Below are 16,123 nucleotides of genomic sequence, written 5' to 3'. Positions count from 1 at the left end.
AACGCACGCCCTCACTCATCGCTCACCCAGACTCTGACGACATGAATATGCGTTAGTTCACACTCTTTACCCATGCTCACGCGAGACAGAGTTAAGAGGCTGAGCAAACTTACGGGTAGTGGCGACTGAAAGCCGATATAAAGTCGGATAGCTTTGTTTGTGGCAAGGCATTGATTCCAGCCGCGCCTTCTCGTCCTCCGCCAGTGGCAAATTGTTGTGCGAGAGCCACTGCGCCTAGGGGACGGTTTAAGGGGGCGCGAATGCTAACCATCCAGTCTCCATCCGGTGTTGGCGTTAATACCGCGTGAGCTTTATCGGGCGATTGGTTGGCAAGCTGATTGCCGAACATGCCGCTGATACGCCGCGCCCAAGGCGCATTGGGTAGTAGATAGACGGCACCACCGGCATAGTCATACTCGGCAGTAAGTTGTTCTGCATGAGCACGATCGGTTTGGTATCCCTCCGCGAGCGCCATCACGATATCTGGATAGGCTTGCATAAAGTCGTCAGGTGTTTCAAATCCGGCCATGTGGCGATAAAGCACCGCAGGCGGCATGAGTAGATCATCCAAACTGGCACCATAACTGTTGTAGTTTAGATACACCCCTAAGCGCTGTAGGCGGTCGCGCGTGGCGGCATCGATCTCGCTTTGCTTCACTAGGGCGTCAGCACTGCGGTTCAGGTTGTCACCATAAGCGCCCACGAGCGCCCAGTGACGATATTGGCCACCGAGTAGGGCGTCAATAATCAGCGCGGTACAGGTATTCGATGCAGTATGAATGTGCGCATCCAATAACGGCGAGGTCGGAAGCGGCCCACTGTCATGATGGTCTGCATAAAAAACGCTGGCTCCCGCCTGCAATAAGGCCTCTAAGGCAGGACGGTTTTTTGCCATCGAGATATCAAACACATTGACCTGTTCGGTCTCAACTGGGACGTGTTGCAACAACGCAATATCCCGCTTCACACCAGTGATGAGGGTGGTGTTTTGAGGATAAGCGAGGCGCCACTGTACCAGTGCGGTTAGCCCGTCGGCATCGCCATTAAAAACATCAAAGGCCATTTGCGACTTCCTTATTGCAAAAACGGCGCGAGTGCGCCGTTGGGATCGGGAGGATGTATTCGCGATTAATCATCGTAACTGTCAGGACCGAGTTCGAGCCCGACCGATCCGATTAACGATAAGTTGTTTTTCGCCCAAAAAACAGCTTGTACGCGATTTTTTACATTTATCTTTTTGAAAACATTATACAAATGCGATTTAACCGTGTGCTCGCTGACCGCAAGCGCATTGGCAATATCTTGATTCGATGCGCCTGTGACCAGATGCCGTAAGATTTCTTGCTCACGGTTGGTGAGCACGATGGCTTGTTCATCGATAGTTTGCTGGTAATGCTGTTGATAGTAGTGAATCAGCGCCGCCATTTTGTGGCGGGGGAGCCAATATTCTCCCGAGAACATCTTCTCAACGCCGTAGCACAGATGGCTTAGCTCATCGTCTTTCTTAAATACCCCTTTAATAAAGGGCCAGCTTGCCAATTCCTTCGCGGTAAGATCATGGGCATTGAGGAGAGCAAACACATGCTGATCGGCATACGGTGTGAGTGCATGTTTAAGACGCTCGGTGGCGGTGTCGTCGAAGGCACTTAAATCAATCAGGACTAACCCAGAACGCTCGGTAAGCTTTTCGTGAATCGTATCTGGACTCACGAGTTCAACGGTGCCGCGGATTTCTTTTTCTAAACACGCGATCAATGCAGAGACAGACATGCTGGGCTGAGAGATGAGAAGCAGTGTGTAAGAATCGGACGTGGTTTCTGCCTTGCTCATAAAGTTCCTACTTATCTGACGTAAAGCGTGCTCACCGATGTGCGTATTATTGCATAATTCAGCGCAGAGAGGCGCTCACGCGGGGACTTTATTCAGTCTAAACTATTTTTGTTGTCTACGTATATGTAAGCGTATGACCATTCTTAGGTTCGCAGCGTGAATGCAGATTCTGGAACCAGATCGCGTGGAAAAGCATCGAACCTCTTGGGCGCTCGTGCTAGACTTCGTGTTTATTTATCCAGTAGGCGAAAATGTTTTCGCGTGTAACAAGAGTGGGAGTCACCTATGGCCAGCCGTGGCATAAACAAAGTCATCTTGATTGGTAATTTGGGCAATGATCCGGAAATCCGTTATCTCCCGAACGGTGGTGCAGTGGCGAACTTAAGCCTAGCGACCTCGGAGTCATGGCGCGACAAGAGCACTGGCGAGATGCGTGAAAAAACCGAATGGCACCGCGTGGTTCTGTTTGGTAAGACCGCAGAAGTGGCTGGCGAGTATTTGCGTAAGGGCTCGCAAGTTTATATTGAAGGGCAGCTGCAAACGCGTAAATGGCAAGATCAAAGTGGTCAAGACCGCTACTCAACAGAAGTCGTGGTGCAAGGCTTTAACGGTAGCATGCAAATGCTTGGTGGCCGTGCCGGACCAGGTCAAGGTCAGCCAATGCAGCCGTCGCAGCAACAAGGTGGGTGGGGCCAGCCTCAACAGCCACAAAACAACTTCAACCAGCAGCCGCCTCAGCAGCAAGCCGCACCGCAATCTCAGCCACAATCGCAACCTCAGCAGCAGTACAACGATCTGCCTGACTTTGACGACGATATTCCGTTCTAAAAAACGGTTTACTCGAAAAGCGATAAGCCCCGTTGTTACGGGGCTTTTCTTTATCTGATGAACTTAAACGCCGGGGCCGGCTTTGAGGAAATGTGGCAGTTGTGTCGGCGTTGGACACTTTAGCTGCCCCATGACTTGCGTCATTTGTTGTTTGAGCATTTCAATCGCGTGCTCGCCACCATGATGCCCCACGGCGCCGCACGCATAAACAAAGGTACGGCCCAGTAAGGTAAAGTCGGCTCCCATGGCCATAGCCTGCGCAACGTTGCCACCGCTTTGTACGCCGCTGTCTAGCAACAGCTTAATTTTATCCCCATAGGCTTTGTCGATAGTGCGAATGGTATCGAGCGGCGATTCGCCGATATCTAACTGACGACCTCCATGGTTGGATAGCACTACCCCATCAGCACCTAGGGCAACGGCCTGAGCGACGTCTTCAGGATTGACCAGTCCTTTGAGAATCAAGGGGCCATCCCAGTTGTCACGGATCACTTTCAGGCTTTCAAAATCCACTGCACCCATCACGGTATTGTTCATAAAGTTTGCCAACTCGCTGGTGGGCATGTTCTTCGGCATGTAGGGTTTGAGGGTTTGCATTTCCGGAACCCCCGCCAGCAAGGTATGCCAACACCAGCTTGGACATTGCATCATTTGTGCAATATTGCGTAGGTTCATTTTGGGTGGCATGGCTAAGCCGTTTTTGATGTCGCGAGGGCGATAACCAAAGGTTGGTACATCGACGGTGACAAGGAGAACCTTGTAGCCTGCACGCTTAATGCGGCCCATCAGATCTTCGCGGATCTTGGCATCGGTTGGGTTATAGAGCTGATACCACGCCGTGCCCTCAGAAATGTCGGCAATGGTTTCAAGACTTGCCGACGACACGGTACTAAGTACGTAGGGCACATTGGCTTCCAGTGCGGCTTTGGCAAGGATTTCAGGCGCTTTAGGCCACATCAAACCTTGTAAGCCAACAGGCGCAATGCCAAAGGGCGCGGCATAGCGGTGGCCGAAGAGCTCAACGGATAAATCAATGTCAGGGGTGGGAGCCAAAAGATCAGACTGTAGCTTGACGTCTTTAAAGCGATCAAAATTATGAGCGAGACCGATTTCGTCGTGGCATCCACCACATAAATAATCAAAGGCAAAGGCGGGAATACGCTTTTTGGCCGCACGTTTGAGTGCCGGTGTGTCGGGATATTTAGGATTGTAGTAAGACATGGATCTCGCGTCCGTTTTGTGAGGTGAGTAAAGACCCTTACCTTAGCGCGGCAGTTGTTATCGATATATAGACAAAAAATAAAATACTTTTTCCAAAATCGCGCAAAGCCGCGCATGCGCTATCGCTTTTTAAGCCGTGGTATTCCCTTAGATATACAAATTCTTAACTTTTTGCTTGATAAAATCGATAAATAATTTGGTCTTGGTATGGTTGTAGTCCAACTTTGGATAGTAGGCATAGGCAGATGTGCGGGGCTGTTTCAGGGTTGGCAAAACGGGGACCAGTAACCCTTGATCGAGCTCTTTTTGGACGGTGCCCGCGCCGCCAAGAATGATCCCCATCCCGATCACAGCCGCACTCACTAGCGCTTCGGGATTGGGAGAGACAAAGTTACCGGATAACTGCAAGCGCGTTCCGTCTTCAAAAACACGTTCTTGAGGTTGGTGTGAATTGCCATATAGCAGGACGTTGTGTTCGGTCAGTTGCGTGGGTGAGGTGATCGGCGCGTGACGCGCGAGGTAACTGGGAGCGGCGAAAAAGCCGGGCTGAAAATCAAACAGCTTGGCGGCGATGTAGCTGGCTGAGTTGAAGTAGTCGAGCTCACGGCTGATCACCACATCTAAATTCAGATCGGGCAATTGGCCGGGAGTTAGCGTGGTCAACTCGACTTTGATTTTCGGATAGATCTCAAGAAACTCAGCAATAAAGTTGACCAAGAAGCGGTTCCCTGTCACCAATGGCGCACCGATACGCAGGATGCCACTGACTTCGCCAAACGTGGATGCGGTCTCGCTGACCAGCTGTTGCCAATCATCTACCCACGCTTTGGCGCGTTGATAAAACAGATCGCCAGCATCGGTCATCGATAGGCTTCGGGTGGTGCGTTTTAACAGCTGCACGCCTAGCTGGCTCTCAAGCCAGCTTAACCGCTTTGACAGTGCAGAACTTGAGGTGTGTAACTTGGTGGCGGCTTGTGCCAAAGAGCCTTGTTCAACCACACAGATAAAGCTTTGCGTGCAGGTAATCCAGTCCATGAAACCTCTTAATAGTGAAAAAGGTGATAACCAATCGTCAGACAAGCATTCACATTATGATAACCAAGCCTGATAATACCGATTACTCGACCATCAAGGCGACCTGAATCAGCAGAGAATCATGGAAAGAACAGCCAACGCCATCAAAGTTAGCGGCATGAAGCTTACCAATCGATTAGTGGCGTTTGTCACCCTGATTGTGGTGTGTGCCATTTTTGTCTTATTTATCGGTGGGGCAATTAGCTTTCGTCAATTAGGTATCGATTTTATCTCACACTATGTGGATGGCATGGTGGAAGTGATCGATCAGGAAATGGCCACCGAGCAACGGGACAACCAGTATTTTTCTCGTTGGCTGCCTAAAATGCTCAAGGCGAGTGATGTCACTTCGCTGACTATCTACTCCGATGCGGGCATCCTTTATCAGTACGAACAAATTCATTATCAAGCCCCAACCACGCAACAAGCGATTACCCGAGACATTCCGCTGGCCAACAATCCCGGCTTTGCTGTGAAGCTGACTTTTGTGCCCCCGTATGCGGAGTTTGCCTACTCCATTGGGCCACTGTCGTCACTTTCCGCGGCTATTTTGGTGATTGTGCTGGGCTTGGCGTGGGGGATCCAATGGTTACGCCGCCAGCTTTATGGCAGTGAGGTCTTGGAGCAGCGAGGGCGCTTAATCTTAGCTGGCAGGCTTGACGAAGCGCAGCATGGCGATGCTCACGAGTGGCCGATTCCTGCCAGTGCTGCATTGACGCAATTAATCGAGGAATTGAAAGAAGCCCGCCAAGAGCGAAGTCGCTTTGATACCTTTATTCGCACCAATACTTTCCTTGATCAGCTGACTGGGGCGGCGAACCGGGTCATGTTTGATAACCGGTTGCACACGTTAGCCAGCGATGATGCGAGCCAAGGCAGCTTGATTTTAGTGCGTGTCGCCGATTGGGAAGACTTGCTTGAACAGCAGGGTCAAGAAGGCGCTGATGCGCTGATTCAAGGCATGGGCAGTGTGTTATCGAATGCGATCCAACGCTTTCCTGATGCGGTACTGGCTCGCTACTTTGCCTCGGATTTTGCCATTCTGTTGGTTAACCAAGCTGGGGAAGAAGTCCATCCCTTTTTGTCTCAACTTACCAACGCACTTAACAAGCTTAGCCCGCCAGATACGCTGGATGCCGACAACTGGTTCCATATGGGGATGACCTCATTTGGGGCGGGAGAGCGTCGAGGTCGTTTGATGGATGAAGCCGAGCGTGCGCTGCGAGCGGCCCAACTGGAAGGGCATAGCGGCTGGTCGCAATTTGACAAAGACATTCGCCGCTTAGACAAACGCGGCAGTGTGCGCTGGCGTACGCTGTTGGAATCGGTGATGGCGGGGGAAGGGCCGATGCTGTATCGCCAACCTGTCTATGCGCGGGATGGCAAAACCCGTCTTCACTATGAACTTTTAGGTCGGATCAAAGACGAAAATGGCAAGGTGTTAAAAGCCTCTCGATTCTGGCCTGGGGTCGAGTTGGTCGGTATGGATGTGGTGTTTGATAAAGCGACGGTAAGCCGTGCGCTGTGGTGGTTAAAAACCGCTGATCATATCGACAATTATGCTATAAATGTAAGTGTTCACTCACTTTGTCAACGCGAATTTGTGATTTGGTTGCGTGATGCGTTATTGCAAACACCCCGAAGTATCCTCAATCGTTTGTTGGTGGAAGTGTCTGAAGGTGCCTTAGTGGCGCAATTTGACGCGGCGCGCCCTTGTTTGAGAATGATAGCCGCGTTAGGGTGCCGACTCGTGGTCGACCAAGCTGGTCGAACAGTAGTGAGCACTCACTATGTAAAAGATATTCAGCCAGCGTATATCAAGTTACATCGTAGCTTAGTGCGTAATATTCATCAGCGCCCTGAAAACCAATTGTACTTACGCAGTATGCTGGGGGCGTGTGAAGCCACTACCACCGACGTCTTGGCAGTAGGTGTGGAAACGGATCTAGAGTGGCAGGTGGTCAAAGAGCTGGGCGTCGTGGGGGGACAAGGGCGCTTACTCGGTGCGGAAATGTCGCCTCATCCTGCGCAAAAGAAACGCCGCCGCTGGGGGAAACGATGACAACAGAGGAGAATCAAGTGAATCGTAAGCAACAGGCAGGGCGAACATGGCTCGAATTTATTCTTCTGTTGTGTACCTTAGGTTTGCTTGTGGTTGTTGCGGTGCCCAAATTCTATGATTATGAGGCGGACGCGAACGTAACGGCGTTAAAAGGGCTAAAAAGCGCCATTGATAATGTGATGGTACAGACCTATGAACAAGCGCAAGCCTCGAATATCGCGGATCAGCCTCGCGGAACGTTGACGGTCGAAGGCGTCACCATTGATGTGCAGTTTGGGTATCCTGTAGCCAATGACTTACCGCAATTGATTGGTGTGCTTAAAGAAGAAGAGCGCTGGCTGCCCAAGCCGCATGACAGCCAAGCCGGCGTCGATTACGTGTGGGTGTATCATGATAATCCCGCACCGTCTTGTTACCTCAGTTACTATGAAGCAACACCGACACAGCATGCGAAGACCGAATTAGTCATCCGTCCCTCTTGCCAAGAGGCACCGATGTCGCAATAGCAAAGTGGACAAAATAGGAAGCTGGCATGTTTTTCGATGAAAAAATCATCAAAATGACAGCGCAATGAAAAAAAACTCAGATCTCATTCAGGTTTACAGCGCCGTATCTTGCCGCTTACCGTGCGCGTTGATACATTTAGCTCAATTTGTCTGATTTCACAGCTTGCAGGATTAACCGACCATCATGTTTAAGAAACTTCGCGGGATGTTTTCCAACGATCTATCGATTGACTTGGGAACCGCCAATACGCTGATTTACGTAAAAGGCCAAGGCATTGTTCTTGATGAGCCTTCTGTTGTTGCCATTCGCCAAGACAGAGCGGGCTCGCCAAAAAGTGTGGCTGCTGTGGGTCACGACGCCAAACAAATGCTGGGTCGTACGCCTGGAAACATTGCGGCCATTCGCCCGATGAAAGATGGTGTGATTGCCGACTTTTACGTGACTGAGAAAATGCTGCAGCACTTTATCAAATCGGTACACGATCACAGCTATATGCGCCCAAGCCCGCGTGTGCTGGTCGCTGTTCCTTGTGGTTCGACCCAAGTTGAACGCCGTGCGATTCGTGAGTCAGCACTCGGTGCGGGTGCTCGTGAAGTGTATTTGATTGACGAGCCAATGGCGGCGGCGATCGGTGCAGGCCTGCCGGTATCAGAAGCCACAGGTTCGATGGTGATCGATATCGGCGGTGGTACCACTGAAGTGGCTGTGATCTCGCTAAATGGTGTGGTGTACTCTTCATCGGTGCGTATCGGTGGTGACCGTTTTGACGAATCCATCATCAACTACGTGCGCCGTAACTACGGTAGCTTGATTGGTGAAGCGACGGCAGAGCGCATCAAGCACGAAATTGGCTCGGCGTATCCGGGCGATGAAGTGCGTGAGATTGAAGTGCGTGGTCGTAACCTCGCTGAAGGGGTGCCGCGTAGCTTTACCCTGAACTCGAATGAAATTCTTGAAGCGCTGCAAGAGCCGCTGACCGGAATTGTTTCAGCCGTGATGGTCGCGCTAGAACAATGTCCACCTGAGCTAGCGTCTGACATCTCTGAGCGCGGTATGGTGATCACAGGCGGTGGTGCGCTGCTGCGTGATTTGGACCGTTTGCTGACGGAAGAAACCGGCATCCCTGTGGTGGTGGCAGAAGATCCATTGACCTGCGTGGCACGCGGTGGCGGTAAAGCGCTTGAAATGATTGACATGCACGGCGGCGACCTCTTTAGCGAAGACTAAGGTGATCGTGCCAACAAACAGGTTGTTTTCATCATGAAACCTATGTTTGGCAGAGGCCCGTCTCTGCAACTACGCCTGTTTTTCGCTCTCTTACTATCAGTCAGCCTTATGCTGGCTGATAGTCGTCTTGACGCCTTTGCTGGCGTTCGCTATTTCCTCAATACACTGGTTGCACCGCTGCAATATGCGTCGAACGTTCCAAGGGACACGCTAGATGCGTTGGTGACGCAGTTTCAATCTCACCGGCGTCTAGTGGCCGAAAATGAGGCGCTGCGTACGCAAGTATTGCGCCTTGAAAGTGATCAGTTGTTGTTAGCGCAAACAGAGCGCGAAAACCAACGCTTACGGGAGTTACTCGGCTCGCCGTTTGTTCGCGATGAGCGAAAAATGGTCGCTGAGGTTATGGCGGTCGACTCCGATCCCTATAAACATCAAGTGATGCTGGATAAAGGGCGCACCAATGGTGTTTACGAAGGCCAACCGGTGATCAATGAGCACGGTGTGGTGGGGCAAATTGCCTATGTGGGCGCGCACAATAGTCGGGTGCTGCTATTAACCGATCCTACCCACGCGATTCCTGTGCAGGTAATGCGCAATGATATTCGAGTGATTGCCTCCGGGCGGGGTTCGACAGCGTATATCGGCTTGGACAACATTCCGAGCAGTACCGATATTAAGGTCGGTGACAAGCTGGTCACGTCGGGATTGGGCGGTGTTTTTCCGGAAGGTTATCCGGTGGGTACGGTGACGGAGTTTTCGTTTGACAACAAACGGCCATTTGCTCAGGTCAAGGCAACGCCGGCGGTGAAATTTGATCGTCTCCGGTATTTGCTGTTGGTCTGGCCGACGCCTGAGCAAGCGGATCCTGAGCAAGATAGCGAACAAGCAGGCTCTCAACCCGAGGATGCCGTGGCATCTAACGAAAAAGGAGAGTCGCAATAGTGGCAAATTCAATATTTCGCGGCCATCTGGTTATTTGGCTGACTTTTATTGCTGCACTTATCTTACAAGCAGCGCCTTGGCCTGGCGAACTCGCGCCTTTTCGACCATCGTGGGTGTTGCTGGTGACCTTCTACTGGGTGTTGGCTTTGCCGCACCGGGTCAATGTCGGCACGGCACTCGTGCTGGGCTTGCTGTGGGACCTGATGTTAGGGTCAACATTAGGGGTGCGCGGTTTAATGATGGCGATCTTGGTCTATCTTGTCGCGCTCAACTTTCAACTTTTGCGCAACATGTCTTACTGGCAACAAGCGTTGCTACTGTCGCTGTTAACCCTCGCGGGAAAGTTGATCGAGTTCTGGGCGGAGTACCTCGTCTCTGACGTACAGTTTAATCCAGAGCAGCTCTGGGCAGGTGTGCTTAACTTTATACTGTGGCCTTGGCTTTTCTTGCTGCTCCGCCGGGTGCGTCGTCGTTTTGCAATTCGTTAGAGGGATATCATGAGCATTGATTTATATCTGGCCTCAGGCTCACCGCGACGCCAAGCGTTGTTGACCGATATGGGCATCAACTTTTCGCGGGTAGTGGTGGATGTTGAAGAACAGCAAAAAGCCGGTGAATCGCCTTATGCTTATGTGTCTCGTTTATCACAAGACAAAGCACGTGCGGGAGTCGCAAAGACCGGTGGTCATTTACCTGTATTAGGCGCCGATACGATCGTCGTCGATGGCGAGCAGGTACTGGAAAAACCGCGCGATGAAGCGGATGGGGCGCGTATGCTCAAACAGCTATCTGGCCGTGAGCATCAAGTGATGACGGCGGTGACCGTTGCCAATGCGATGAAGCAAGTGACCACTGTGGTGACGACACGGGTGTGGTTTCGTGAGTTGACCGATGACGATATTCGCGCGTATTGGCAATCGAAAGAACCTATGGATAAAGCGGGCGGATACGCCATTCAAGGCCTTGGCGGCAAGTTTGTCACCCGTATCGACGGCAGTTATCACGCGGTCGTTGGTTTGCCATTGTATGAAACCGAGCAACTGCTCAAGCAATTTATGGCCTGATCAATCGTCAGGCCCCTTTTGAGATGTCGGGGAAACCATGAGTGCGGAACTGTTAATCAATGTCACACCTAGCGAAACGCGGGTGGCGATGATCGAAGGTGGCAACCTTCAAGAAATCCATATTGAGCGAGAAGCGAAGCGCGGCATCGTAGGCAATATCTACAAAGGGAAAGTGAGTCGTGTCTTGCCTGGGATGCAGGCAGCCTTTGTCGATATTGGCTTAGATAAAGCGGCTTTTTTGCACGCCTCGGATATCGTGCCGCACACTGAGTGTGTCTCTGAGAATGAGAAGCAGCAATTTCAAGTGCGCGATATTTCTGAATTGGTACGCCAAGGACAAGACATTGTGGTTCAGGTGGTCAAAGACCCCTTGGGCACCAAAGGCGCTCGTCTGACCACGGACATCACTCTGCCGTCGCGGTATCTGGTCTTTATGCCGGGCGCGTCGCATGTTGGCGTGTCACAGCGTATCGAAAGTGAAGAGGAGCGCAGTCGTCTAAAACGTATTGTCAGTGACTATTGCGATGAGTTGGGCGGCTTTATTATCCGTACCGCGGCTGAAGGCGCGACGGATAAAGAAATGGCGCAAGATGCAGCTTTTCTAAAACGGTTGTGGAAGAAGGTCTTAGAGCGGCGCGCACGGTATAAATCAAAATCCATGCTCTATGGTGAGTTGGCATTAGCGCAGCGCATTGTGCGTGATTTTGTTGGCACCGAGCTGGATTTGATTCGGGTCGACTCTCGTCAAGCATATGATACATTGGAAGAATTCACCTCTGAATTTGTCCCCGAGCTTGCCGGCAAGCTTGCTTACTACGATGGTCAGCAACCGATTTTTGATATGTACGACACCGAAAACGAAATCCAGCGCTCGTTGGAACGTAAGGTGGAGTTGAAGTCGGGGGGCTATTTGATCATTGATCAAACCGAGGCCATGACCACCATCGATATCAATACCGGGGCCTTTGTTGGGCGCCGTAACCTTGATGAGACTATCTTTAATACTAATGTTGAAGCGACACGGGCCATTGCTCGTCAACTGCGTCTGCGTAATTTGGGCGGTATTATTATCATCGATTTTATCGATATGAGTACCGACGAACACCGCCGCCGCGTGTTGCACTCGCTGGAACAAGCGTTAAGTCATGATCGGGTAAAAACCAACATTAATGGCTTTACCCAACTCGGCTTAGTGGAAATGACCCGCAAACGCACGCGCGAAAGTATTGAACATGTGCTGTGTGGTGAGTGTCCAACGTGTGAAGGCCGAGGCTCGGTGAAAACGGTAGAAACCGTCTGCTATGAAGTGCTAAGAGAAATCACTCGGGTGAACCGTGCCTATGATGCCGACAAATTTGTGGTATATGCCTCGCCTGCTGTGGTGGAAGCTTTGGTCGAAGAGGACTCCCACTTAGTCGCAGAGCTTGAAGTCTTTATTGGCAAGCAGGTAAAGGTGAAATCCGAGCCTTTGTATACCCAAGAGCAGTTTGACGTAGTAATGATGTAATCCATGACCTGGGCCGTGAAAATTGGACGCTGGTTGCTAGCTGGCGTCGTGAGTCTTATTCTGTTAACCGCCGTCTTTATTGGCGGTTTGCGCTTTTTATTGCCCAACGTGGATATGGTGCGTGAGCCGCTACGACAATGGGTTAGCGAGCAAACGGGCTTTAGCGCGCGTCTTGGGACCATTGCTGGCCAATGGCGCAACCTTACGCCGTCATTGCAACTCAATCATGTCGCCTTGACCACCAGTGATAACAGCCCGCCGTTACTGACCGCAAACCATATTGATCTAAAATTGGATGTTTTTGCGAGCCTATCCCGCCGTCAACCGGTGTTTTCCCATGTTACTCTCGATGGGCTGACCTTTAACAGTGGTCAACTTCCCGATAAAAAAGATAGCACCGGGGTACGTGAGCGCCTTGAAGATTTGTTTTTAGCTCGCCTTGGCCAGTTCTCTGTCACCAACGCCCGGCTTGTTCTTGTCACACCTTCATTGGCGGCGCAGACGCTGAATATCGATAACTTGTTGTGGCGTAATCAAAATGGCCAGCATCATGCGCAAGGCACCATTGGGATTGCGGGGACAGAGCTGGAAAAAATCCGCGTCAATGCGGCCTTTACCGAGACCGACGGGTTGGACTCGCTCAGTGGTGATTTTTACCTGGCTAGCGAAAACATGGACTTGGCACCGTGGCTGATGAAGCGCTTCACGCCGTCAGTGACGATTGACAATGCGCGCTTAGATGCCAATGCATGGCTGCGGGTTGAGAAAGGGCAAGTGGCGAATGCCTTGCTGGGTGTCGATACTTTGGCTTTGACGTGGCGCGATCAGCAAGGGACCTCGCAGCAATGGGCGATCAAAGATAGCCGCGTGCAACTGCAGGCAAGAGAGGATCAGCAATGGCGTGTGGATAGCGATGGGGTTTGGGTTCAGCAAGGGGATACCACGCTGCCGGCGCTCAATCAGCTATCTTGGCAAGGAAACGTGTCCAACTGGCAGCTGAATGCCCGTCACATCGACATCGCGGCATTACGTCCGTTAGTTGGATTGTTGAGCCAGTCTGACCGTCAGCATCAACTGATAGACGCCCTTTCACCGACCGGTATGGTGGACACGCTGGCAATGAGTCAGTCCCCTGATACGCCGCTGCGCTATCAAGCCTCTTTCTCTGACATTCGCGCCAATCAATGGGGCTATTTCCCAGCCTTTGAGGGGTTAAATGTCACCGTGTCCGGTCAGGGACATCAAGGCAAGGCGACCCTAGCATTAGGGCAACAATCACTCCCCTATGGTGATTTTTTTCAAGCGCCGTTACCGCTTGAACATGGGGAGGTGACGGTGCAATGGGCGGATCGTGGCGAGACTTTGACGGTTTGGAGTGATGCGATTGCCCTCCAAGCGGCAGACTTGGCGGCGCGCGGCGCGTTTCGCTTAGACATTCCTGCACAAGGTTCACCGTTTCTGGCGCTCTATGCTAACGCCGATGTGCACGATGCAGGCCAAACGTGGCGCTATTTACCCATCCGTGCGATGCCAGATTCACTCACTGATTACCTCTCTCGTGCGATTCAAGGCGGGCAGGCGCAAGGCAGTGACATTTTATGGTTTGGCGCGTTAAATGCGTTTCCCTACCGTCAACATGACGGTGTCTTCCAAGCGCGAGTGCCGCTGCGTCAAGGCGCATTCAGTTTTAATACCGCATGGCCTACTCTGACCGAATTGGATGCTGCGCTCTTGTTTGAAAACGCACGGCTAACCATTCAGGGCGCTCATGTACGTCTTGGCGATGCGATCAGCCGTCAGGTTCGCGCCGATATCGCGGATATGGAGGCGCCGGATAGCACATTAACCCTGGCGGCAGATTTATCGGCCACCGGGGATGCGGTCCGTCGTTATATGTTGGCGACCCCACTCGTCGACTCAGTGGGTGCGGCGTTGACGCACGTTCAAGTTAAGGGATTGGTAGATGCCAATTTAGCGCTCGATATCCCTCTCGACGGCAGTCAGCCGCACGCCACAGGTGAAGTGCGCTTTGCGGGGAACCAAGTGCTGATTCAGGCACCGTCCATGCAACTGGATAATGTCGCAGGTAGGCTGCGCTTTGACGATGATACCATCCGCACTCGGGCGCTGACGGCCCAATGGCTGGGCCAGCCCATCAAGGTCGATTTTGACGGACAAACCGATGCGGCAGGTTATCAGCTGGATCTTAATCTGGATGCGGACTGGGACGTCGCCCCTTTGCTGGCTCAACTGTCGTTACCGCTCGAGGATTATCTTGCTGGTGGTGCCCGTTGGCAGGCGACCTTGGGCCTGACGCTGCATGACATCGGTTTTGACTACCAACTGGGTGTTGATATCGACACCACGCCTTTGCAGTCAACATTGCCCGCGCCACTGGCTAAATCGCGTTGGTCAACCGGCAGCGCCTCGCTGGCGGCAACGGGCAACAGCGAAGGGCTACAAGGGCGAATTCAGTTACCGGCGGTTAGCTATCAAGCGCGTGTTAATACCCAAGGCGATCGTCCCGTGATCACTGCAAGCCAATGGCATGTGGGCGAACAGCCCACTTCACTCTTGGCGACGCAAGGGCATCGGTTGGATATTGACTTGGCACAGCTAGATATAATGCCGTGGCGTGACCTATGGCGTGACGTTACGCCGCAATGGCCACAAGGGCAAAGTGATTTTCCGACCTTACCGGTGCCCACTAAAGTGAACGCACGCATCGCTCGCTTAGATGCCGACAAACTGAGGTTTAATCAAGTGTCTCTTGCTGTGCGCAAAAAGCCACAAGGATGGGACGCCTTACTCGGTAGCAATGAGCTTAGCGGCCGCGCCCAGTGGCCGACGGGAGGACGATTAGCGATCGATGTCGATCATTGGCATATCAATATGATCGCCGATACCGCCGAAAACGATCCTAATGCGCCCCTGTTCGCACCGGTGGACAGCCGAGCCTCTGTCGCTGACAAGGCGCTATTGGCGGCGGTGCCATCCACCGATATATTGATCAAAGATTTGTGGCTACAAGGCTATCGACTTGGGCGAGTTTCTGCATCACTCGACAAGCAAGAAGAACGCATAGACTTAACCTCATTGACCATCGAGAGCGGTCAAAACCAAGCGGCGGTAAGCGGCAGTTGGTTAATCGATGAGGATCAGCGCAATCAAACGGCGCTCTCCATACAGTTAAATGGCGATAGCACGTCGGATTTAATGGGGCGCTTTGGGGTCAGCGGTGGGATCCAAGATGCGCGTTTTACCTCGCAAGCGGATATCTCTTATGGGGGACTGCCGTGGCAAGCGGATATCACGAGTTTAAATGGTGAAGTCCGTGCCGATATCCAAGATGGTTACATCAGTGGGGTCGGGGGAGCGGGCAAACTGCTGGGCTTATTTAGCTTGGATTCTATTCTACGCAAAATCCAACTCGACTTTTCTGGCGTATTCGAAGATGGACTGGCGTTTGATGACATTACGGGCCGTGCGGTGATCACAAATGGCGTGGTGGTGACCGATAATATCCGCATGGATGGATTAGCAGGTGATATGGTTATCAGAGGTATCGCTAACTTGGTCAGCAACCAAGTCAACGCGGATGTGCGCTTTACGCCAGATATTACCTCTGGGATCCCTGTGCTCAGCGCGTTTGCTGTTACGCCACAAACGGCGCTCTACGTATTGGCCGTCACCACGGCGATTTCGCCGGTTGTGGATGTCTTTACACAGGTTCGCTATCAAGTCACTGGGCCGATTGGTACGCCTGATATTCGGGAAATCTCCCGTAATCAAGAGGCGCTAACCTTGCCCGCCGATGCCACGGAACGATTGCGCCAACAGGCAGAACAAGCCAAGGAGTGA

At 52.1% G+C, this 16,123-nt stretch carries 13 protein-coding genes; 9 read left to right on the top strand and 4 right to left on the bottom strand.

Going from position 1 to position 16,123, the window contains the following annotated elements; all coding sequences use genetic code 11:
- Window positions 1-109: 109 nt before the first annotated feature.
- Together E8E00_RS11945 and E8E00_RS11940 are read right to left on the bottom strand one after the other, a co-directional pair.
- Window positions 110-1,063, bottom strand: coding sequence for an acetyltransferase (locus E8E00_RS11945; RefSeq protein WP_096630689.1), 954 nt, complete (start codon window positions 1,061-1,063; stop codon window positions 110-112).
- Window positions 1,064-1,128: 65 nt separating this feature from the next.
- Complete coding sequence (locus E8E00_RS11940) at window positions 1,129-1,830, bottom strand: LuxR C-terminal-related transcriptional regulator (protein ID WP_069588187.1); 702 nt, start codon at window positions 1,828-1,830, stop codon at window positions 1,129-1,131.
- Between the two features lie 285 nt (window positions 1,831-2,115).
- Here E8E00_RS11940 and E8E00_RS11935 point away from each other — a divergent pair, with 285 nt between their 5' ends.
- The gene (locus E8E00_RS11935) at window positions 2,116-2,658 is read left to right on the top strand and encodes a single-stranded DNA-binding protein (RefSeq protein WP_096630692.1); all 543 of its coding nucleotides are present in this window, start codon (window positions 2,116-2,118) and stop codon (window positions 2,656-2,658) included.
- Window positions 2,659-2,721: 63 nt separating this feature from the next.
- Here E8E00_RS11935 and E8E00_RS11930 read toward each other — a convergent pair whose 3' ends face one another.
- Both E8E00_RS11930 and E8E00_RS11925 read right to left on the bottom strand, forming a co-directional pair.
- Entirely contained in the window at window positions 2,722-3,879 is a 1,158-nt protein-coding gene (locus E8E00_RS11930; protein ID WP_096630696.1) for an alpha-hydroxy acid oxidase, read from the bottom strand.
- A gap of 147 nt (window positions 3,880-4,026) precedes the next feature.
- Window positions 4,027-4,914 carry a LysR family transcriptional regulator gene (locus E8E00_RS11925; protein ID WP_077479477.1) on the bottom strand — a complete coding sequence of 296 codons (888 nt, stop codon included), beginning with the start codon at window positions 4,912-4,914 and terminating at the stop codon, window positions 4,027-4,029.
- Between the two features lie 121 nt (window positions 4,915-5,035).
- On the opposite strand from E8E00_RS11925, the gene csrD reads away from it, so the two are divergent.
- The 8 genes from csrD to E8E00_RS11885 all read left to right on the top strand — a co-directional run bounded on the left by csrD (window position 5,036) and on the right by E8E00_RS11885 (window position 16,123).
- Window positions 5,036-7,015 (top strand): RNase E specificity factor CsrD, encoded by a 1,980-nt coding sequence (gene csrD / locus E8E00_RS11920; protein ID WP_077662382.1) that lies wholly within the window; start codon window positions 5,036-5,038, stop codon window positions 7,013-7,015.
- Window positions 7,016-7,032: 17 nt separating this feature from the next.
- Window positions 7,033-7,521 (top strand): hypothetical protein, encoded by a 489-nt coding sequence (locus tag E8E00_RS11915; protein WP_136588387.1) that lies wholly within the window; start codon window positions 7,033-7,035, stop codon window positions 7,519-7,521.
- A 184-nt stretch (window positions 7,522-7,705) separates the two neighbouring features.
- Window positions 7,706-8,749: a rod shape-determining protein gene (locus E8E00_RS11910; RefSeq protein ID WP_069588176.1), complete on the top strand. Its 1,044-nt coding sequence runs from the start codon at window positions 7,706-7,708 to the stop codon at window positions 8,747-8,749.
- Between the two features lie 33 nt (window positions 8,750-8,782).
- Window positions 8,783-9,691: a rod shape-determining protein MreC gene (mreC, locus tag E8E00_RS11905; RefSeq protein WP_069588174.1), complete on the top strand. Its 909-nt coding sequence runs from the start codon at window positions 8,783-8,785 to the stop codon at window positions 9,689-9,691.
- On the top strand, window positions 9,691-10,179 hold the full coding sequence (gene mreD, locus E8E00_RS11900; protein WP_069588172.1) for a rod shape-determining protein MreD: 489 nt from the start codon (window positions 9,691-9,693) through the stop codon (window positions 10,177-10,179). The genes mreC and mreD overlap by 1 nt, the downstream gene beginning before the upstream one ends.
- Before the next feature lie 6 nt (window positions 10,180-10,185).
- On the top strand, window positions 10,186-10,755 hold the full coding sequence (locus tag E8E00_RS11895) for a nucleoside triphosphate pyrophosphatase (protein ID WP_096630698.1): 570 nt from the start codon (window positions 10,186-10,188) through the stop codon (window positions 10,753-10,755).
- 37 nt (window positions 10,756-10,792) lie between these two features.
- Entirely contained in the window at window positions 10,793-12,262 is a 1,470-nt protein-coding gene (gene rng / locus E8E00_RS11890; RefSeq protein ID WP_069588168.1) for a ribonuclease G, read from the top strand.
- A 3-nt stretch (window positions 12,263-12,265) separates the two neighbouring features.
- Window positions 12,266-16,123 (top strand): YhdP family protein, encoded by a 3,858-nt coding sequence (locus tag E8E00_RS11885; protein WP_096630700.1) that lies wholly within the window; start codon window positions 12,266-12,268, stop codon window positions 16,121-16,123.

Origin of the sequence: Salinivibrio sp. YCSC6, from assembly GCF_004916735.1 — a bacterium.
Taxonomy (GTDB): domain Bacteria; phylum Pseudomonadota; class Gammaproteobacteria; order Enterobacterales; family Vibrionaceae; genus Salinivibrio; species Salinivibrio proteolyticus.
The sequence above is the reverse complement of the archived record's forward strand: the minus strand, read 5'-3'. Positions and strand labels throughout refer to the sequence as shown.

Excerpts from the sequence above, each read along its gene's own strand:
- E8E00_RS11945 (WP_096630689.1), bottom strand. The coding sequence starts at position 1,063 with ATGGCCTTTGATGTTTTTAATGGCGATGCCGACGGGCTAACCGCACTG.
- E8E00_RS11940 (WP_069588187.1), bottom strand. The coding sequence starts at position 1,830 with ATGAGCAAGGCAGAAACCACGTCCGATTCTTACACACTGCTTCTCATC.
- E8E00_RS11935 (WP_096630692.1), top strand. The coding sequence starts at position 2,116 with ATGGCCAGCCGTGGCATAAACAAAGTCATCTTGATTGGTAATTTGGGC.
- E8E00_RS11930 (WP_096630696.1), bottom strand. The coding sequence starts at position 3,879 with ATGTCTTACTACAATCCTAAATATCCCGACACACCGGCACTCAAACGT.
- E8E00_RS11925 (WP_077479477.1), bottom strand. The coding sequence starts at position 4,914 with ATGGACTGGATTACCTGCACGCAAAGCTTTATCTGTGTGGTTGAACAA.
- csrD (WP_077662382.1), top strand. The coding sequence starts at position 5,036 with ATGGAAAGAACAGCCAACGCCATCAAAGTTAGCGGCATGAAGCTTACC.
- E8E00_RS11910 (WP_069588176.1), top strand. The coding sequence starts at position 7,706 with ATGTTTAAGAAACTTCGCGGGATGTTTTCCAACGATCTATCGATTGAC.
- mreC (WP_069588174.1), top strand. The coding sequence starts at position 8,783 with ATGAAACCTATGTTTGGCAGAGGCCCGTCTCTGCAACTACGCCTGTTT.
- rng (WP_069588168.1), top strand. The coding sequence starts at position 10,793 with ATGAGTGCGGAACTGTTAATCAATGTCACACCTAGCGAAACGCGGGTG.
- E8E00_RS11885 (WP_096630700.1), top strand. The coding sequence starts at position 12,266 with ATGACCTGGGCCGTGAAAATTGGACGCTGGTTGCTAGCTGGCGTCGTG.